The organism is Streptomyces sp. NPDC059201, from assembly GCF_042754585.1.
Taxonomy (GTDB): Bacteria; Actinomycetota; Actinomycetes; order Streptomycetales; family Streptomycetaceae; genus Streptomyces.
The window spans coordinates 44263-62271 of sequence record NZ_JBHZBB010000021.1; the positions used below are offsets into that span (position 1 = coordinate 44263).

19 protein-coding genes are annotated in these 18009 nt (G+C 71.6%); 12 read left to right on the forward strand and 7 right to left on the reverse strand.

Annotation, left to right across the window (positions count from 1 at the left end; genetic code table 11):
- The first annotated feature begins 112 nt into the window (after positions 1-112).
- From ACFXMG_RS38310 to tpg, 5 genes are all read left to right on the forward strand, one after another.
- Positions 113-886 carry an AbrB/MazE/SpoVT family DNA-binding domain-containing protein gene (locus ACFXMG_RS38310; RefSeq protein ID WP_384339020.1) on the forward strand — a complete coding sequence of 258 codons (774 nt, stop codon included), beginning with the start codon at positions 113-115 and terminating at the stop codon, positions 884-886.
- Positions 887-1362: 476 nt separating this feature from the next.
- Positions 1363-2721 carry a hypothetical protein gene (locus ACFXMG_RS38315; protein WP_384339022.1) on the forward strand — a complete coding sequence of 453 codons (1359 nt, stop codon included), beginning with the start codon at positions 1363-1365 and terminating at the stop codon, positions 2719-2721.
- 859 nt (positions 2722-3580) lie between these two features.
- Positions 3581-4036, forward strand: coding sequence for a hypothetical protein (locus tag ACFXMG_RS38320; RefSeq protein WP_384339024.1), 456 nt, complete (start codon positions 3581-3583; stop codon positions 4034-4036).
- Positions 4037-4283: 247 nt separating this feature from the next.
- Complete coding sequence (gene tap, locus ACFXMG_RS38325; protein ID WP_384339026.1) at positions 4284-6416, forward strand: telomere-associated protein Tap; 2133 nt, start codon at positions 4284-4286, stop codon at positions 6414-6416.
- Positions 6417-6418: 2 nt separating this feature from the next.
- Positions 6419-6976 carry a telomere-protecting terminal protein Tpg gene (gene tpg, locus ACFXMG_RS38330; RefSeq protein WP_384339028.1) on the forward strand — a complete coding sequence of 186 codons (558 nt, stop codon included), beginning with the start codon at positions 6419-6421 and terminating at the stop codon, positions 6974-6976.
- Between the two features lie 109 nt (positions 6977-7085).
- Here the strand turns inward: tpg and ACFXMG_RS38335 are convergent, their stop codons facing one another.
- Positions 7086-7610 carry an AAA family ATPase gene (locus ACFXMG_RS38335; protein ID WP_384339030.1) on the reverse strand — a complete coding sequence of 175 codons (525 nt, stop codon included), beginning with the start codon at positions 7608-7610 and terminating at the stop codon, positions 7086-7088.
- A gap of 296 nt (positions 7611-7906) precedes the next feature.
- On the opposite strand from ACFXMG_RS38335, the gene ACFXMG_RS38340 reads away from it, so the two are divergent.
- The 6 genes from ACFXMG_RS38340 (at position 7907) to ACFXMG_RS38365 (ending at position 9915) form a co-directional block, all read left to right on the forward strand.
- Positions 7907-8236: a hypothetical protein gene (locus ACFXMG_RS38340; RefSeq protein ID WP_384339032.1), complete on the forward strand. Its 330-nt coding sequence runs from the start codon at positions 7907-7909 to the stop codon at positions 8234-8236.
- Positions 8237-8244: 8 nt separating this feature from the next.
- Positions 8245-8640 carry a hypothetical protein gene (locus ACFXMG_RS38345; RefSeq protein WP_384339034.1) on the forward strand — a complete coding sequence of 132 codons (396 nt, stop codon included), beginning with the start codon at positions 8245-8247 and terminating at the stop codon, positions 8638-8640.
- A 61-nt stretch (positions 8641-8701) separates the two neighbouring features.
- Positions 8702-9034 (forward strand): hypothetical protein, encoded by a 333-nt coding sequence (locus ACFXMG_RS38350; protein ID WP_384339036.1) that lies wholly within the window; start codon positions 8702-8704, stop codon positions 9032-9034.
- The gene (locus ACFXMG_RS38355; RefSeq protein WP_384339038.1) at positions 9031-9261 is read left to right on the forward strand and encodes a hypothetical protein; all 231 of its coding nucleotides are present in this window, start codon (positions 9031-9033) and stop codon (positions 9259-9261) included. Before ACFXMG_RS38350 ends, ACFXMG_RS38355 begins: the two co-directional genes overlap by 4 nt.
- Positions 9262-9328: 67 nt before the next feature.
- The gene (locus tag ACFXMG_RS38360) at positions 9329-9658 is read left to right on the forward strand and encodes a DUF6247 family protein (RefSeq protein ID WP_384339040.1); all 330 of its coding nucleotides are present in this window, start codon (positions 9329-9331) and stop codon (positions 9656-9658) included.
- Positions 9655-9915 (forward strand): hypothetical protein, encoded by a 261-nt coding sequence (locus ACFXMG_RS38365; RefSeq protein WP_384339042.1) that lies wholly within the window; start codon positions 9655-9657, stop codon positions 9913-9915. The genes ACFXMG_RS38360 and ACFXMG_RS38365 overlap by 4 nt, the downstream gene beginning before the upstream one ends.
- Positions 9916-9988: 73 nt before the next feature.
- Here ACFXMG_RS38365 and ACFXMG_RS38370 read toward each other — a convergent pair whose 3' ends face one another.
- Positions 9989-10666 (reverse strand): hypothetical protein, encoded by a 678-nt coding sequence (locus ACFXMG_RS38370; protein ID WP_384339044.1) that lies wholly within the window; start codon positions 10664-10666, stop codon positions 9989-9991.
- A 304-nt stretch (positions 10667-10970) separates the two neighbouring features.
- Here ACFXMG_RS38370 and ACFXMG_RS38375 point away from each other — a divergent pair, with 304 nt between their 5' ends.
- Positions 10971-12224: a hypothetical protein gene (locus ACFXMG_RS38375; protein WP_384339046.1), complete on the forward strand. Its 1254-nt coding sequence runs from the start codon at positions 10971-10973 to the stop codon at positions 12222-12224.
- Positions 12225-12354: 130 nt separating this feature from the next.
- On the opposite strand, the gene ACFXMG_RS38380 is transcribed toward ACFXMG_RS38375, so the two are convergent.
- The 5 genes from ACFXMG_RS38380 to ACFXMG_RS38400 all read right to left on the reverse strand — a co-directional run bounded on the left by ACFXMG_RS38380 (position 12355) and on the right by ACFXMG_RS38400 (position 17444).
- Complete coding sequence (locus ACFXMG_RS38380; RefSeq protein ID WP_384903503.1) at positions 12355-12621, reverse strand: hypothetical protein; 267 nt, start codon at positions 12619-12621, stop codon at positions 12355-12357.
- Positions 12622-12650: 29 nt separating this feature from the next.
- Positions 12651-13562 carry a replication initiation protein gene (locus tag ACFXMG_RS38385; protein WP_384339050.1) on the reverse strand — a complete coding sequence of 304 codons (912 nt, stop codon included), beginning with the start codon at positions 13560-13562 and terminating at the stop codon, positions 12651-12653.
- Positions 13563-14002: 440 nt separating this feature from the next.
- On the reverse strand, positions 14003-14710 hold the full coding sequence (locus ACFXMG_RS38390; protein ID WP_384903506.1) for a hypothetical protein: 708 nt from the start codon (positions 14708-14710) through the stop codon (positions 14003-14005).
- Between the two features lie 80 nt (positions 14711-14790).
- Complete coding sequence (locus tag ACFXMG_RS38395; protein ID WP_384339054.1) at positions 14791-15006, reverse strand: hypothetical protein; 216 nt, start codon at positions 15004-15006, stop codon at positions 14791-14793.
- Positions 15003-17444, reverse strand: a complete 2442-nt coding sequence (locus ACFXMG_RS38400; protein ID WP_384339056.1) for a Helicase associated domain protein — start codon at positions 17442-17444, stop codon at positions 15003-15005. Before ACFXMG_RS38400 ends, ACFXMG_RS38395 begins: the two co-directional genes overlap by 4 nt.
- Positions 17445-18009 lie beyond the last annotated feature (565 nt).

An 18009-nucleotide genomic window follows, 5' to 3' on the forward strand; every position in this document is an offset into this window, starting at 1 on the left:
CGTTGCGAGGCGGACACCACCACCGAGGGCCGCCTCGGCGGACCGTCCCACGTGAGGGTGAGCAATTCGGCATCTGCTCACTACGGTGCGGCCAGGGGCCTACGGTCCGGTCATGGAGCACACCGACCCCGTCACGGTCACCACCACCCGCATCGGCCAGCGCGGCCGCATCATCCTCCCCGCCCAGGTCCAGGCCGCCACCCACATCCGGCAGGGAGTGAAGGTCGCCCTGCGCACGAGCCCGGACGGCACGATCACCATCGAACCCCTCTGGACGCTCCGGACCCGGCTGCGCGCCACCTACGGCCCGCTGCTCACCGGGCACGCCCCCGCCGGGCCGATCGTTCTGCACATTGGCGGCCGGGACCTCGAACCGGAAGACCTTCCCGACCCCGCCGGCCTTCCCCGCCTCACCGGGCCCGGGATGACCACTCTGTGCCCGGTGCTCGGGCAGGACGCGCACGACCCCCGCGCGTTCCAGCGGCTCTACGGGGAAGGCCAGCCTGTCGTCCTGACCGCCCGCGCCGTCCTGTCCTGGCTCACCACTCCGGACGACCACCGCACGGATAGCCTCCTGGCCTGCGCGGTGCTGCCCGAGACCGCCGTCACCGACCTCGTCACCACCCTCGCCCAAGCGGGCATCCACGACCGCCTCGACGCCCTCCTCGCCGACCTCGGCGCCCTCGGCGTCCGCGTCCCCGGCCCGGCCAAGCACCGCGCGACGCTCGCCCACGACACCGCCGTCGCCGTCGGCCTGACCAAAACCGCTGCCAAGGACGGCTGGACCCTCACCCTGGCCGACGCCCTGTGCGCGGCCGCCGCCCTGCGCCTGGAGGCGTGGCTGGCCGCCGCCGACCTCCTCACCACCCACACCCCCGCGAAGTAGCAGCCACCGTCCCGGCGCTCACTCGGGCGTGCGGTGTCCTGTGCGGTGTGTCCGCCGAGCTGTCCCCGCTGCTCCATGGTTTCGACAGCGGGTTTGACGACGTCTGACCCGCCCTCGTACCGCCGCTACTCTGCTCCCGGGCCCGCAGGTGACGACTGGTCAAGTCCCTACTCCTGCGGGCCCGTCCCGGTCCCCCGCACTCCCCGTGGCGGGGGACCGGCCGCCGGCCTGGCCGCCCCGCCCGCCGGCCCCGTCGCCCCCTGCGCCTCGGCGCAGGGGGCTTCGTCGTTTCCGGGCCCGCCGCGGCTCACCCGTCCGGGTGAAGATCTGCCCTCGCGTACGTGAGCGCGACTTGTGCGGTCCGCCCCCAACTCCCACCAGAATTCCGGCTATTGACAGCAAACAGGATCTTTCGGCATGTTTCCGGCGCGGCCCTGATCGGGGCCGCGCCGTTGGCACGAGAGCGGAGTGACGTGATGCGTGAGACGTACGACGAGGATCAGGCGGCGGGCCGGCTGCGGGTGTCGGTGGCGGCCTGGAGGTGGGCGACCGCCGCAGGGATCGCCCCGCACGCCGACGCGGGTGAGGGGCTGTGGTCCCGCGCCGTGGTGGAGAGCGTGGACGCGGAGGCGGTGAGGGCGGCCCTGCGGGGGCCGGTGGCCGCCTCCTGGGCGGCACAGCGGCTGACCGCGGCCCTGGGCGACCCGCTGCCGCGCTGCCGCCCGCGTGTGACCGCCTCCGCGATCGGCCGTCTCGTGCGAGCCGGCCTCCTCACCTACCTGGGCGGGGACCCGGCCTACCCCGATGTCCACCCCGACCAGGTCGCCGCCCTCGGCCGCCGCCGCGACCTGGCGGCCCTCCTCGACCGGCACGTCCCCCTCGGCCCCGACCAGGCCGCCGTACGCCTCGGCGTCCGCCGCACCGATTTCGACCAGGTCGTGCGCCTCGGCTGGATCACCCCCACCGGCACGGTCGCCATCGACTACAAGCACCACGGCGGGGTGACGACGATCCCGCTGTACTCGGGCGAGGACGTCGCCCTGCTGCCCCTCACCCGCCCCGCCGTCGACTGGCACGCCCTCACCACCACCCCCGCCGGCCGCCGCTCCCCCCTCGCTGCGCTCACCCCGACCGACCCGGGCGAAGACGTCGTGCTTCTTGCCGAGGTCGCCCGGATCGCCGGGGTGGGGCGCGCGGCGGTGGTGAACTGGCGCCGCCGCCATGCCGACTTCCCCGCCCCGGCCGGCCCCGCCACCGTCCACCCCGCCTTCGCCCGGTCCGCCGTCGTCGCCTGGCTCCTCGCCCACGACAAGATCGCCGTCCCCGCCACCGTCCCGACCGCCACCCTCGTCATGTACCCCACCGGCGACACACCCCGCCGGTTCCACCTCGGCGCCCCCTGCCTGGAGCTGAGCGGCGACCCCGAGGCGGAGGACCGGTTCTCGGGATGGATGACCGACGACGACGCCGACGCGCTCGCCGTACTCGCCGCCGACTCCTCCATCGACCGGCTGACCGCGCCCGGGACGCCCCCGCTCGCCGTCCCCGGCCGGGTCCGGGTCACCGACCGGTTCCGCCCCGGGTCCGGCGGACTGCGGGTCACCCTCGCCTGGCCAAGCCGGCTGCGCGGCCACGCCGCCCCGGACGCGGTCGGCGGACTCCTCCGCCACGCCCTCCCCTACGCCGCCCCGGGCGCCGACTGCCCGTGCCCCTCGCAGGACTGCGGCGGCATCATCCCCACCTCCTACTGCCCCGACCACGGAACCGCCGCTGCCCCCGCCATGGAGTGGCACCCCGCCGGCGGCATCCGCTGCACCCACCTCACCCGCCCGTAGCGGCACCAGGGGGCGAGGCCACCCGGATCCGGGCCCTCGCCCCCTGGGCGTCCCGGGAGACCGGAAAGCCCCTCAGGGCGCCCTCCCGCGCGGTACGGCGGTCCCGCCTCCACAGCGAGGCCCCCCCGCATCGCGGGGGTGCTCCCCGCCGTTTCCCCTCCTCGACGTCGACCGGTGGCGTCCTCGCTGTCTGCTCCCCGCACGCGCGGGGATGGCCCGCCCTCCCACGGCCAGCCGCATCAGCCACCCGTAGAGAGGGCTCCCCCATGAGGCGCCATCCCCTGACCGGCCACGTGCACGCGATCGACCCTGACGCCCTGTACGGGGTCCGGGACATCGCGAAGCTGACCGGCCGGTCGCCCGGAAGGGTCGGCACCTGGGGGTCCGGCGGGCACCTCGGGGAGCCCGCCCAGCAGGATCCGGTGGGCGCCCACGGCACGCCGACGCCGTCTGACCGCGTTCATGCCGGAGACGGCAGGACACGGGCCACCCGGTTGTCCGAAATGGGCAATGAAGCCGCATGTCCCGGGTGACCCGCGAGCGGGGTGCGGACCGGGACGTGCTCGCCCCGGCCCGGCAAGCTCTGCCTTTCCTCCATACTCTCCCCGCCGCGTCCCGGTCACCAGGGCCGGAGATGCCCATTTGCGCCCCCTGTGCCGCCGTGGCGGCCATCCCGCCGTATCCGGCCTCCCCTGGGCGGGGCGGTCTCCGTCCGGCCCGCAGCAAGCCGTACCGGGCCCCGCCCCGGCCGGCCCCGCGCGTCCGCCGACTCCTCCTCCGACTTCTCCTCGGCTCACTCGGGGGTGTGGTGTGCGCGGCGAGGGCGTCCCCCGCACGGGCGCCGGCCGGTTGTCTGATCATGAAGCGATTCATCAGTACCGCAGCGTCGACGGCGTTCGCTCTGCTCCTGGTGGCCATCGGTGCCACCCCGGCCCCCGCAGCGTCGTACGCGTACGACCGGCAGGCCGACTGCCGCGTGGGGGCGCGGGGGCCGGGCCGGTGCATGCCGGGCATCGTGGTCAAGCACTGGCACAAGAAGGGGGCGGCGAAGCGCGGCGTCGGCTGGGTGTACGCCTCGACGGAGATGACCGGGCAGCGCAGGACGTACGAGGCCCGGTGGCTGTACCAGCGGCCCGGCGGCAAGCTGACGGCCGCGACCGGCTGGAAGAAGGCCAAGCGCCCCGGCGCGGACACGTCCTTCGTGGAGACCGGCTGGGGCCGCGACGGCAGGACCGGGCCCCAGTACCCGAAGGGCACGAAGATCTGCATTCAGTTCCGCGATCTCGGTCAGCCGCTCTGCGTACGGCTCCGCTGACGCTCCCTCACGCCCCCGCGTAGCGGCGGGCCCGCACCGTCCTCACAAGGCCCTTCGTGGCCCTCCGCGCCCCGCCCGGGGAAGTCCCCCGGGCGGGGCGCCGCCGTGTGCGCGGTGGAGGCCGCCGGGATGCCGGGCGCGCTCCCGGACGTCCGTGCCGACCGTCAGCACCCGCCCTCTTCACTCAATCAAAAGGGTTAAGTGAAAAGGGTAAGCGAAAGGGTTAAGCGCTGCTATGGTCGGGAGCATGGGAACCAACCAGAACCCCAAGACCCCTGACGCGGACGCCCTGTTCGCCGCCGCTGACGCGCTCCTCGCGGAGGAACCCCAGCTCCCGCCCCCCGCTGAACGCGCCCGCCTCCGCGAAGCGGCCGGCATCACCCAGGCCCGCCTCGCGACCGCGCTCCAGACGACCACGCAGACCGTGAAGAACTGGGAGAACGGGCGCACCGAGCCGAAGCCGCCGCGCCTGGAGGCGTACCAGCGGATCCTCGACGGCTGGGCCGCCAAGTACCCCGCCTACCCCGCCCCCGCGCCGCAGCCGGCCCCGGCCGCGCCCGCCGCCTTCGCCCCGGCCGCCCCTGCGCCGACGCTTCCCGAGCCGGCCCCGGCCGTGGCGACGCCCCCCGCACCCGCCCCCGCCCCGCAGCCGGTCCCGGCCGCGCGGCCCGCGACGTCCCGCCGCCCGGCCGCCCCCAAGGCCGCCCCCGCCGCCTCGACCGATCCCCGGTTCCGTAACGGCCCGCTCGTCGTCCTCGACGGCGACGGCACCGCGTACGACATCGGCGGCAGGGTCCTGGACTGCCCCGCCGGCACCGTTGTGGACCTGGTGGAGTGGGCCTTCGCCTCCCACCTCGGAGCCCCCCGCCTCCACCGCAACGGCCGCGACTCCGACCCCCTCGTCGTCCTCACCCCCGCCGCCGCCGCGAAGCTGGGCCTTCCCGAGCGCCTGGAAGGCCACGAGCAGCGCCGCTCCCTGCGCCTGCCCGAGGACCACCCCGTCGTCCAGGAGGTCACGCAGGCCGGCTGGCAGCTCACCCGCCGCGGCTTCGGCCCCTGGCCCCGCATCTACCGCACCCCCCAGGGCGGCACCCGCCAGTGCGTCCAGCTCGCCGTGCTGTCCTGGGACGCGCTCGACGACCGCTCCTGGCCCGGCGTTACGGACATGGACCCCGCCGACATCGCCCGCGCGCTCGGCACCTACGCGCAGCGCGTCCTCACCCCGCGCGGCGCCACCGCCGTCTGCGGCCTGGAGCTGATGACCGCGCTCCGCCCGCCGACCCGCGCCGTCCGCGACAAGTCCACCAACGCCTGGGTCTCCGGCCACAACCCCGGCTCTCTCGGCAAGCACCCCATGGACCCCGCCCCGCCGGAGGCCATCACCGAGCACCCCGTCGCCCAGGGCTGGAACGGCGGATTCCTGGACGAAGAGGCGTACCAGTGGGTGCGGCCCGTCGACCTCCTCACCGGCCCGGAGACCGCCCTCCCCTACGCCCTCGGCCTCGACCTGAACGCCGCGTTCCTCGCCGCCGCCGCGCGCCTCGCCGTGGGCCTGTCCGCCCCCGAACACGTCCACGCCCCCCAGTTCTCCCCGAAGACCCCCGGGTCCTGGCTGGCCGACCTCTCCCACATCGAGACCGACCTGCGGATGCCCTCCCCGTTCACCCCGGACGGCACCCGCCCCACCGGCCCGGCCTGGTACCGCACCCACACCCTCGCCTACGCCCAGGAACTCGGCCACGACGTCCACCCCACCGAGGCGTACCTCCGCCACGAGACCGGCGCCTACCTCGACCCCTGGCACGAACGCCTCAAGACCGCCTACCTCGACACCCTCGCCGACCTCGGCGTCACCCGGGACATGACGGACGCCGAGTTCCTCGCCGCCATGGAGCACCACAAGCAGGCGGATCCCGCGCTCACCGCCGTCCTCGCCGCCATCAAGGCCACCATCAAGGGCGGACTCGGCAAGCTCCGTGAGCGCCCCCAGGGCAAGGAGTACCGCGACGGCGAGCGCTGGCCGGCCCTGGAACGCCCCACCTGGCGCCCCGACATCCGCGCCGACATCATCAGCAAGGCCCGCGTGAACATGCACCGCAAGATGCGCAACATGGCCGCGCTGACGGGCCTGTTCCCGCTCGCCGTCCTCTCCGACTGCGTCGTCTACCCCTCGCCCGGCGCCAGCCCCCTCGACCTCCTCCCCCGGTCCATCTCCGGCAAGCCCCAGGGCGGCTTCCGCCTCGGCCCCACCCCGGGCCTGGCCAAGCTCGAAGGCGTCCAGCCCATGGCCTGGGCCGTCGACCTGATGGAGCACGGCTACAACCCGGCCCGCCACATCAAGGGCGACGGCCACGACGCCGTCCTCGACGCAGGAGAGTGACCGTGCGAGAGATCGAGGACGCCCTGGAGCGCGCCGACCGCGACGGATTCACCCAGGAGCCCCCCAAGACCCTCAAAGGCCAGATCGGCTACCTCCTGCGACAACTCGGCAGCGCCAAAGCCGTAGCCGAAGAGATCGGCGTCACCGCCGACTCCGTCACCCGCTACCGACGCGGCGCCCGCAAACACCCCCGCGCCGACGTCGCCGCCAAGATCGACGCCGCCGTACGGCAGCGCTGGCAGCCCGGCGTACGCCAGCGCCGCCAGCGCCAGGCCGCCGACAGCGGCGGCATCACCGTCGAACTCCGCGCCCAGATCGGCTACCGCGCCGCAATCGGCTCCACCGACGAACCCCGCTTCCGCCGACTCACCGTCCACCTCCCCAACTACTACGCCCGACAACTGTTCGACGCCCGCCGCTCCGGCGCCGCCGACCAGATGATGCGCCAGATCGTCGCCGACGGACTCAAAGAGGTCTATTTCCAGGACGGCGGAAGACGCGCATCAGGTCTGTACGAAGTGGAACTCAACTCGATCGACTACATCGATTTCGAGTACTGAAATCCACACCACCCACCGGAAATCAAACCTAAAAGGTGAGCCGACGCACGGTAGTTGTCACATAGGCGGTCTCTTGTCGTCACCTGCGAGGGCGCGGCGCTGGAAGATCTCAACTCTTGATGGCCTCTGCGATGTGCTGGGCGGCCTGGGCGGGGGTGAGGTGCGTGGTGTCGACGACCTCGGCCTCGGCGTGCAGCCACGTGTGGGCCGCCTTGGCGTAGGGATCGAGGTATCGGAGGCGGAACGGGGAGTCGGGGCCGAGGACGGTGTCGCCGGCGATGCGCTCGCGGAGGGTGTCTTGGTCGGCGTGGAGCACGAAGTGCCGGACCGGAATGTCGTGCTCGGCGAGGCCCGAGCTGATCTCGCGCCAGTACTCCTCGACCAGGACGGTCATGGGCATCACCAGGGTTCCACCGGTGTAATCGAGTACGCGACGGGCGGTCTCAACTACGAGGGGCCGCCACGGCGGCCAGTGCTGGAAGTTGTCCGTCGCGGGCAGCCCCGGCGTGATGTCCATGAGCGTCTCGCCGACCTTCTCGGCGTCGAGCACCCGTGAACCGGGGATCAGCCGCTGCACGAGCACACTGGTCGTTGTCTTGCCTGCACCGTGGGTGCCGTTGAGCCATACGATCATGCACTGACGCTAGCGTCGTACAGGTCCGTGGGGGCGGCTTCTGGTGACAGCAGGGTCGCTGAACGAGGTTGTGTGACAGGCCGGATGCCTCGCCTATCACAACCAGGATGCTCCGATCGCCTCTTTCCGGCAGCTCATCCAACTCCCCTGGTGACAACTATCGAGCCTCGGCTCAAAAGGAAGGCCATTTCGTGCCTGAATCAGACCCATATCCAGAAATCAGCGTCTCCGACATCCTCAACGCTCGGAACACCGATCGGGACAAGAGCCCGCTCGCGGAAGCCGACGAGGAAATCATGGCTCTGGCGGAAGCCCTGCTGGCGCACCCGGACGTCACCGACGCCCACGCGTTCCCGACGCACCTCACCCCCGAACCGGACCTGACCTTCACCGCTCAGGGCGGCACGTGGGCGCTCACCCTCCACACCGACCTGGACGGCTACCTCCCCGACCACCTTCCAGGCCCCGCACCCGCGGGCCCGCTGTCCGCCATCGTCGCCCCCGCGATCCTGGCCCACCCCTCCTACCGCGACATCTCCGCTCTGACCTCCACCACGGCCGACACCCTCACCCTCCACCGCCCCGGCCACAGCCATCACACGCTGCACCTCACCCGCCTCGCCTGACCGCGCCCATGCCCTACGACGACAAGCACCCCACCACTCCCGGAAACGGCCACGAGTCCGCCCAGTTCCTGCTTGACCGGGTGCGGTTCGACCTGGCCAGCGCCGGATTCCACGTGGCGCCGCCGCAGTCGTCAGCCGACGAGGACCAGGGCGGCGTCGCGGTCTACCTCGACGACAACCACCAGGTCACGGTCGACTGGCTCACCCACCGCCGCCTGGACGCCGCCGCCCTCGACATGGTGGAAGCCAACCGCCCCGAGGAGGACGTCGTCACCCGCTACGACACCGTCCGCACCACGATGAACACCGCACTCGGCACTGTCCTGCGCTCCTTCGGCTACCAGATCAGCCGGCCGCTCTTCGGCAGCGGCTTCGCCATCCAGCCGCCCCACATCACCCCGTAGCTCCCCGCCCCACCATCCGGCTCCGCCACCGGCGAAGCCCCACGCCCCGGGAGAACCCCCCGTGCCCGACTACACCGACTACGACGAGGACCTGGACGAGGCCGCGTTCACCCGGCGCCGCCAGGCCGGCCAACTCGACCACATCAACACCTACTACCGCCTGCCCGAGCGCCTGGGCGTCACGGCCGCGCTCGGCGTCCGGGTCCGCCACGAAGAGCGCGAGGGCACGATCACCGACACCGCCGGCCAGTACCTGCGCGTCCTGCTCGACGGAGACACCGACACGACCGTCTGCCACGCCACCGCGTCCATGGCCTACCAGCGCCCCGACGGCACCTGGGCGACCGCCACCCCGCTGCCCGACCCCTACGCCACGGCCGGGGCCGGCCGGTGAGCCGCACCGACGACCTTGCCGCGATCGAAGCGTCCTGGGATCTTCCGCCCGTACCCCGCTGCGCCCATTGCGGCGAACGGATCACGGCGCAGGGACCCGGCGACACCTGGTTCGGGCCCGTGCCCGACCCGGGACAGGACCGCCTGACCGTGCCCGTCTACCACCTCGACCTCGACGCGTGCCGCGTCGCCGGCGGTCTCCCGCCGCGCCCCACCCGCCCCAACTGACTCCGACCGAAGGAGGTTCACCGCAATGTCCGTCCCCGCGTCCCCGTGCCCCGCGTACGGTGGCGATATGACGTCCCTCCTGGAGGTGCCGGTGAGTGCACAGCCCGATCACGCCCCTGTCACGCCGTACGCCCCCGCCCCCGGGGCGCCGGCCGAGCTCCTCGCCCGGCTGCGCGCCGACCGCCGTGCCGCGCAGTGGGTGCCGGCCTTCGAGCGGCAGTGGGCCGCCGCTCTTGAGGAGTCCCAGCGCACGTTCTCCCTCGCCGGACTGTACGAAGTCGTCCAGGAGTGGCAGGGCCTCATCGCCTCCGCCCCGGCGGTCGACACGTTCATCGCCTCCGGATACGACGACAGCAACTTTATTGACATGGCGGAGCTCCGCGGCAGGCGCCGGTGACGGGACAGCCCTACGCGGTCCGCTTCTCCGCCCCGGCCGCCAAGGTCCTCGACGACCTGCCCGAGCACGCAGAGGACACCGTGTGGGACGTCCTGGACGCCGCCGCGGCCGACCCCTGGGGATTCCGGCAGTTCAACGCCGATGACCCCGAAGGCGAGGACGTCCGCCACGCCACAGTCGGTCAGCTCTCCCTCACCTACTGGGTGAACCGTCCGCTGCGCCGCCTGTCCGTCCTCGCCATCACCTGGCTCGGATAGCCACCCCGTGACAGGCGCCTCGCCCCCGGCATTGCAGCTGTCGGGGGCGAGGCGCCTGTCAGTGTCTCAGGTGTCAGCGGGAACAGTGCGTGCACACGGGGGTACCGGCGAAGGCCCGGTCCGCCGCCTCGACATCGCGGCCGGTGAGGTGGGCGGCGGCATCCAGCGAAGCGGACAACGGCCGGCCCCCGCCAGTTCCGAGCATGACCGAGTCACCGGTGGTGATGTACTCGTCGGCGATTGAAGCGCAGACGCCGGGCTTCTGCCGGTGCACGCTGGTGACCGGAGTTCCACATCGCCACCGTGCTTCCGCGCCGCCCCACGTCTCCTCGGCTTCCTCTGCGCTCATAGCAAGAGCCTCGGCGATGGTCTCCCAGCTCGTCCCCCGGACCCGCTCGGCGACGACCGCGTTCTCCATCAGCGAGTCGCTCGCCCGGAGGGTTCGCACCAGACGTACGTAATCGCCGGCCTGCGCCTGGTCCTCGCTCACCATCTTCGCGTACTGGCGAAGACGGCGTGCGTTCTCCGCGGCCGAGAACACCAGCTCGATCCTGGCGATATCGGAAGCGGTGAAGCTGGTGGCCGGCAACTGCCGCGGGTCCACCTGCACGGTGTCTGTCTCGCTGCTCATGGCGCGGATCGTAAGACCACGCCAGTCGCCATCGAGGCACGAGACCCACAGCTCGCCTGCCCGGGCCGGAGCGGCGATCGGCAGCGGCACGACCGTGAGGTGCACCAAGGCTTCGCCCACACCGGGCAAAGGTTCAACACCCGAATCCCATGATCAGGTGAACCACAGGGCGCCGGCCGCAAAGCCTCTGCTCTTCCATCCCGTAGCCACGGCCGTGTCCATCCGTTGCCACCCGGGCGGTACCTCGCCGTCCGACCGATCATCCCTGCCTGAAGATGCCACGCAGCCACTCTTCCGGGTGGATCTCGCGCCTGCGACTCCTCGTTTCTAACCCCTGCGGGTGACACCGTGTCAGTCCCGCTCCCTACCGTCCGAACCGTTCCCCGCGCCCCTGCGGCGCCCGACGAACGGCGGTGATCCCTCCTTGTCCCTGACCGACGGGCTGCGTAGCCCCCACTCCCCACTGCGCCGGTTCCTGGACCGCGAACTGTCCGCCGGCCCCGGCCCGCTGCGGCAGAACTACCGCGCCCAGCACCACACCGACCACGTCCTGCTCCCGCCGCCCGGCGTCGGCACCGAGGCCGGCACCGTCGGCACAGCGATCGACCAGCGGCTGCGCCTGGCCTTCACCGCGGCCGCGCCCGTCGACGACGCCGCCCTCAGCGGCATCGAGCGCACCGGACAGTTCGGCGGCCACGGCGAGGGCCTACGGATGCGCGTGGTCGGCAACCAGCTCGCCGCCCGCCTGACCGAGACCGTCCAGGACCTCGACCTCGACAACCGCGACCTACCCCTCGACCGCGCCCAGGACGAGGAGGAGGACCTGGCCCGCATGCTCATCGCCGCGGCCTGGTACCAGGTCCTGGCCCGCACCTCCATCGGCTTCGCCTTCACCCCACTGGCCAAGGCCGCCCTGGAGGACCCCGACGGCTTCACCCTCCCCCGACTGCTGAAACTCCCGCACCCCGACATGGTCGACGACGTCGTCGACCAGCTCCACAAGGCAGCCCACAGCCCCCTTCAGAACGTACGGGCCCGAACCCGGCCCGAGGACTGCCACGGCGGCCCGACGTTCGCCGGCGCCCGCATCACAGCCGATGCCGACCTCGCCGTCGACGGCCTGCTGCTCGACTTCAAGAGCACCCGCCACCCGCTCAAAGAGATGTCCCAGCGCACCGCCTGGCAGCTCACCGGCTACCTCCTCCTCGATGCCGCCGACGCCTACCGGATCGACACCGTCGGCCTCTACCTCACCCGCACCGGCATCCTCACCGCCTGGCCCGTCGAAGAGTTCCTCGACCTCCTCGGCGCCTGCCGCCGCGACCTCACCGAGCTGCGCGCCGTCTTCCGCGAACTGCTCACCGGCTGCCACGGCCAAGCCGACGCCCCCTACTTCACCACCCAGGAAGACGTCGACCACGTCCGCCGGCTGCTGGAACACCTGGCCCCCGCCGCCGCTCCCGGCTGCTGCCCGACCTGCCTCCAGCCCCTGCCCGTGGCGACCGGACACGTCCGGAAGTTCTGCACCACCCGATGCCGCGCCCGAGCCCAGGTCCTGCGCAACCGCGGACTGATGCCCGGCGGCCCACGCCCCCTGTTCCCCGGTCCCCGCGCTCCGCGCCCGGACCTGCCCGCAGACGTGCCGCCCATGAACCTCACAGCCCATTTCCCCAGGTAGACGAGGTGAACCAAGGGGATGTGAGCCTGCGAGGCGGGTTCTGCTGCTTCAGAACGACCCGCCCCACCTGGTGCTACCGCCTACTCGCTCGTTCCGGCCGGCGTCGCTCGCGGGAAGCCCCCGCTCGGTTCTACTCGCCCCCTTCACCGGCAGCGGCGTAGGGGGTGAGGTCGACACCGGCCGAGCGGGCTTCTTTGAGCCGGATGGACACCAGTCCGGGGGAGACGGACAGTTCGTGCGCGATCTCGTAGCCCTTCAGCCCTTGCCGGTGAAGCTCGACGATCTCATCCCGACGCTGTCGGGAGCGGCCCTCGTATGCCTTGCGTTCCTCAGCGACCATGCGCACCACCGTCCGTGGGGACACTCCGAACCGGTCCGCGAGCTCGCGTGCCGTCACGGTTCGACGCTCCCGCCTGGGCTCCTGCGTCACGACGTCCCCCTCATGTAATCGAGCATGGCAGCGGCGCGTTCGTCCCGGCGTGCTGTCCGCACCGCCCCCGAAGCCTTCCCGCCCTTCTTGCCGCGGGCGGACTGGATGGCGACGAAGGTGGCCTCGTAAACTGCCGCGCCGTCCTTCCACATCCTGGAGCGCGTCGTGATCCACCGATGGATGCTGTTGGCGATCGCACGCGCCTCCACCGCCGGCAGCGGCTCCGCGAACTCGACGTTCCGGGCATTCACTTCCGCATGGATCGCGGCGTGCAGGGTGTCGGGGCTGCCGAAGTGGTGGCGCACCTCGCGATATGCCCAGGTCCGGGCCGTCTCGAAGATCGAGCAGTTGCGCCCCAGCCCGGTGATGTTGGTGCGGAACCGCTTGGTCTCCCGCCAGCGCGCGGGCGGCATGTGGCCGCTCAGCGCCTCCTCAAGCCCGCCGAGCGTGTGAAGACCGGCGTGGAGCCACTCGGTGCTCCAGTCCGTGTGCAGCGGGTTCTTCGTCATCAGCCCCGAGTACGCCGCGTCCCCGTCCAGGGCGCGGCGCAGGCCCTCGGTGACGGCCGCGGCGTAGGCGAGCGGCTTGCGCCGCGCGTACTCGGTCCGCGTCACCGCCTCCGCCAACGCCCACACCGCATGCGCGTGCCCGTTCACCGGGTTCTCCACGACCGCGTTCGGCAGCGGATGCGACCCCACCGACGACACCGCCCGCAGCACCGCATCCGAGTGGTCCACATCCACCACGAGAAGATTGCTCACCACCGACGGGTTCGCCTCCACGTACCGACGCGTCATCGCCACCGGCCGGCGCTCCCGACGGATCCCCTCCTGGAAACGATTCGTCGCATACGGCCGCAACGGCAACCACAACTCGTCCCACTGCCCCGCAGGCAACTCCACACTCATGCGCTGATCATGCCTGGCCACCTGGACCGAGGGAGCCAGACACGCCACAGAATTCAAAGTACGTCATGAAGCCAAGTCAGATGGTTCGGGGTTCCAGACCCGGCCTCTCCGGGTAACCCCCTCGCCCAACCTCCGCAGGAGACGCAAATTCAAAGTAGGACACGAAGCCAAGTCAGATGGTTCGGGGTTCCTGGCCCGCCTCTCTGGGCAACCTCCCCACCCTCTTCCAGGGGGGAATCAGATTCAAAGTAGGACGCCAGCCAAGTCAGATGGTTCGGCGTTCCCCTGCCGGGAACCCCGGCTTCCCCCAACTCTCCGACCAGCCCCGGCCACCCCGTAGCTAGCTGGGGAAGCACTTCTAAGATCCCAGGGCCTACACAGACACCAGTGCGATGCTCCCGGCTCAGACACCAGTGCGTACAGAGCCTGGGGTCGCCGCCTCAGGCATCGGACAGCAGACCCCGGGCTCGCCGTGGTCCGTCGCCGGTCTCGGGGCGTGGGTGGGGGAACGCGTCGGCGAGGGGCGTGGTGCGGGTGTACCCCGTGGCTTTGCTGGTGAGGTGCCAGACCCGGTCGTCGGCCTCGCAGCGGTAGTACCGGGTTTCGGGCGGCCGGCCCTCTTCCTCGGCCGACCGGACCACGGCCACGTCCTCCAGGGCCGCTGCGGCACGAGCAGCCGTCGGATACTGCATCTTCCCGCAGCGGCACTTGCTGCTGCGCCCGCCGACGAGAGGCTGGTCGGGGGCTCCGGGCGGCAGGCTGACGTGCTGAGCGAAATGCTCCACGTCACGGGTGCGCAGGCGCCTCCACCATCCGGTGCCCGGCGGGCGCAGGAAGTAGGCGCGGATTTTGCCATGCACGGAGCTTCGGACATCGGACGTGATCATGACGACAGCGCCGGAGGGATGGAACGCTTCGAGCCGGGCGCGCACCGTGTGGACGTCCGTCTCGACCCGCCATCCCGCTTCCTCCAGCACGGCACGGAACGGGGCGACCCTCTCGCGAGGGGGGCCCGTGTGGGGCTTGGGCGGCATGACGCTGTTGCGCGCCGTGCGTTCGGCGTCGGTGAGCTGGTTCTCGCGGGCCAGGGCGCGGGAGATGAGGAACGCTCTGCTGGGCGGGGCAGGGCGTGGACGCGGTGCGCTCATGGCGGCTCCCGTCGCTGGTTCGAAGCTTGTGGAGAGCTGATCATTCTGGCAGTTCGGGAGCGGGTGGGCGTGATCGAACGTTAGTCGCGGTCCTGGAACGGCTGGAGGCGGGCGCCCAGCTCCATGCCCATCTCCGTCTCTGCCGTCTCCACCCGGTTCCGTGCCTCCCGCACCCCCGGGTCGGACAGCACGGCCGAGACGACGTCCTCCGCCTCCGCGAAGACCCTGGCGCGGGCGTGCCCCCGCACGAGGTCCTGCACGCGCTGCTCCGCGGCCTCCTGGTCGCCCGTGCTCATCGCACCGCCCCTTCCGTGGCCGCCCATTCGAGTCCGAGCTCGGTGAGCGCGGTGCGTCGTTCGGGGGTGAGGCCGGCCCGGCGGGTCTTGGTGTTGGACAGCCACACCCCCAGCTTCACTTCCACGCCGCCCGGCAGGGCCTCTACATGTCCCCTGGGGACGGTCACGGTGCCCGTGCGGGCCCGGTACTGGGTCAGGGCCGCCACGCCCCGCTCGAACGCGCCCCGGGGCGCTACAGCGGCCTCCGCGGCTCCCTCCTCGGCGGCCGCGGTCTCGGCGGCGGGCGGGGCCTCGACCTCCGGGGCCGGCGGGATCACGCCGACGTCCTCCAGGCGCTCGCGCTGCCCGTCCGTCAGGGCCGCCCACACCTGCGGCCGCCGCTGCCGGGCGAGCCAGCGGCCGATGTCCATCCCATGCACCGTCACCCCGGGTTCCACATAGGCCAGGACACTCTCTTCCGCGAACATCTCCCGCAGCGCGGCGTAGTGCCGCTGCCATACCGCCGGCCACGACGGGTTCCAGTCCGGATCCAGCGCCTCCAGCGCCGCCGCCCACTCCGCCCGGCCCTCCAGCGCGCCGGGCCGCCGCAGGTTCGACAGCCACTGACCCACCGGCCGGTCCAGCATCGTCGCCTCCCTCGGCGCGCACAGCGTCCAGTGGTCCGCCATGTACACCCGCGCCGCCGCCAGGTTCTCCTGGAACCGTGCGTCCGTCGCCGTCCAGGCCAGCCCCAGACCCTCCAGACGCCGCGCCCGCGCCCCGGTCATTTGCCCCGCCCCGTACGCCCGCCGCTGCTCCACCACCCACGACCCCAGCGGGTAGGCACCCTCCTTGTGGTCGAACGGCACCCGAGCATGCCCCTCACGCTCCGTGAACCTCTTGAGGTTCGACCAGCCGCGCGCCCAGTCCTGCCGCTCGGTGTCGATCACGTTGAACGACACCCAGTCCGCGACCATCCCCGGATCCCGCTGGGACGAGAAACGCAGCAGCAGACGCGATTCCTCCTCGCCCTCCTCGGGCGCGTCACCGAGATACACCGAAGGCTCCACCATCGCCTTCTGCGGCTCCTGAGGGACCGCCAGGAGTTCCACCGCCTCCTCGTCGTGCGCCCGCAATCCCTCAAGCACCCGAACCAAAGGACGATAAGAACCGGAAGTGAACATGTCCTCCGGCTTCTCACCGGGCGCGAGGAAAATGGGAACGATGAGCGACGCCAATTTCCCCTGATTCGGCTTCTGCCGCAGAGCACGCCCGATCGCCTGCACGATGTCGTGCGGCGCCCCCTTCGGGTCCAGCAGCGCCACCGAGTCCACCGCCCGCACGTCCACCCCCTCACCCAGCACCCGGCAGTTCGACAGCACCGCACGGTGCGCCGTCGACCCGAACTCCCCCAGCAGCTCCCGCCGCCGCTCCGCCGCGTGCTCCCCGCACAGCCAGTCCGCCCACACCTGCGCCGGGTACCGCTCCGGCCGCTCCGCGTGCAGGCGGCCCGCCACCTTCCCAAGGCCCTCCGCGAACGCGGACGCCTCCATCGTCCGATGGTGGAAGGTGATGCACGTCGACAGGTCGTGCCGCTCCATCGCGTGCAACAGAGCGGCCTGGAGCGCCCCCAGACGCTGCCCCCGCACCTCCTCCGACCGCCGGTCCTCACCCATCAGCCGCTCCGGCGTCACCACCGGGTCCTGGAGCTCCAGCACGATGATCTGATACCGAGCCAGCAACCCCCGCGACACCGCCGACGCCAGCGACAGCTTGTAGAGCACCGGCCCGAACACGGCCTCGTCGTCCATCGAGGCCGCCAGTTCCTTCGGCAGCGGGTCCCGCACCCCCTCCGCCACCTCCCAGTGCGCCGGCCGCTCCTGCCAGATCCGCGGAGTAGCCGTCAGATACAGCCGCCGGTACGCCGGAATCACCCCCTGGTCATGAACAGCCGCCCACGCCTTCCCCATCGACCCCGACGTACGGTGCGCCTCATCGACCACCGCCAGGTCCACCGGGGCGAGCTGCTGACCGTAAGCCCCTTCGAACGCCTCCGCGAGGGCTCCCAGGGAGGCGTACGTCCCGAAGATCAGCACCGGCCCGGTCCCGTACCGCATCGACAGCCGCACCGGGTTCGTCGTGGCCCGCACCCCCAGGTTCCACAACTCCGGGTCGTCCTGGAGCGAGCACACCGCCACCGCCGGCGCCGTGTGCCCCGCCTCCCGCCACGCCCGCACGGTCTGCGTCAGAAGGTCCAGCGTCGGCACCAGAACGAGAATGCGCCCATGAGGAGCGATCCGCTTTGCGGCAGCAGCCCCGATAATGGTCTTGCCCGTTCCGCAGGCCGCGTGCACCTGACCACGCAGACCGTTCACCGGAATACCACCGGGCGGAACATCGAGACCCCGCACAATGGCACTCACGGCCTCAATCTGGTGATCGCGCAGTTTCAGACCCATTCCTATTTCTCCTGTCCGTGGAGTTCCAGAACGCGATTCGGGAGGGAAGCGCCGGAGCGACGGCCCGACGCCGAGGAGGTGGTGGGGAAGTAACCCAAGTCTTACACAGCAGCACGCCATGATGCATCACGCCATGAGACAGGTTCGCCAGCAGGGGTGAACTTTGACCGAAAGAGGGTCACGGGGCGGGTTCATGCGCTACAGTAAAGGAGTTCTGACCGAGTAGAGGATCCGGTCAGTCGGCCGGAGGGGGAGAGTAGGGTGGAGCGCAAGCGGAACCCGGAGCCACGCGGGGCCGGCCCCGAACCCCCAACGGTCCGTCAGATGCCCGCCGGGGATGGTGGCCAGGAATCCCAAGCCCTACACGGACCCGCAGATGATGCACCCTCCCTTCGCAGCCAGCCCCGCCGTTCGCGCTAGCGCGAACGGCTTCAATTCCCGCTAGCGGGAATTGCATTCCCTTTGAATTCCGCTAGCGGAATTCATATTCCCGCGCTAGCGCGGGAATTGACGGAGCGAAAGCGAAGTCACTCGATATGACCCGCGCCAGCGGGTCATATCCCGC

Excerpts from the sequence above, each read along its gene's own strand:
- ACFXMG_RS38310 (WP_384339020.1), top strand. The coding sequence starts at position 113 with ATGGAGCACACCGACCCCGTCACGGTCACCACCACCCGCATCGGCCAG.
- ACFXMG_RS38315 (WP_384339022.1), top strand. The coding sequence starts at position 1,363 with ATGCGTGAGACGTACGACGAGGATCAGGCGGCGGGCCGGCTGCGGGTG.
- ACFXMG_RS38320 (WP_384339024.1), top strand. The coding sequence starts at position 3,581 with ATGAAGCGATTCATCAGTACCGCAGCGTCGACGGCGTTCGCTCTGCTC.
- tap (WP_384339026.1), top strand. The coding sequence starts at position 4,284 with ATGGGAACCAACCAGAACCCCAAGACCCCTGACGCGGACGCCCTGTTC.
- ACFXMG_RS38335 (WP_384339030.1), bottom strand. The coding sequence starts at position 7,610 with ATGATCGTATGGCTCAACGGCACCCACGGTGCAGGCAAGACAACGACC.
- ACFXMG_RS38340 (WP_384339032.1), top strand. The coding sequence starts at position 7,907 with ATGGCTCTGGCGGAAGCCCTGCTGGCGCACCCGGACGTCACCGACGCC.
- ACFXMG_RS38345 (WP_384339034.1), top strand. The coding sequence starts at position 8,245 with ATGCCCTACGACGACAAGCACCCCACCACTCCCGGAAACGGCCACGAG.
- ACFXMG_RS38360 (WP_384339040.1), top strand. The coding sequence starts at position 9,329 with ATGACGTCCCTCCTGGAGGTGCCGGTGAGTGCACAGCCCGATCACGCC.
- ACFXMG_RS38385 (WP_384339050.1), bottom strand. The coding sequence starts at position 13,562 with ATGAGTGTGGAGTTGCCTGCGGGGCAGTGGGACGAGTTGTGGTTGCCG.
- ACFXMG_RS38390 (WP_384903506.1), bottom strand. The coding sequence starts at position 14,710 with ATGAGCGCACCGCGTCCACGCCCTGCCCCGCCCAGCAGAGCGTTCCTC.
- ACFXMG_RS38395 (WP_384339054.1), bottom strand. The coding sequence starts at position 15,006 with ATGAGCACGGGCGACCAGGAGGCCGCGGAGCAGCGCGTGCAGGACCTC.
- ACFXMG_RS38400 (WP_384339056.1), bottom strand. The coding sequence starts at position 17,444 with ATGGGTCTGAAACTGCGCGATCACCAGATTGAGGCCGTGAGTGCCATT.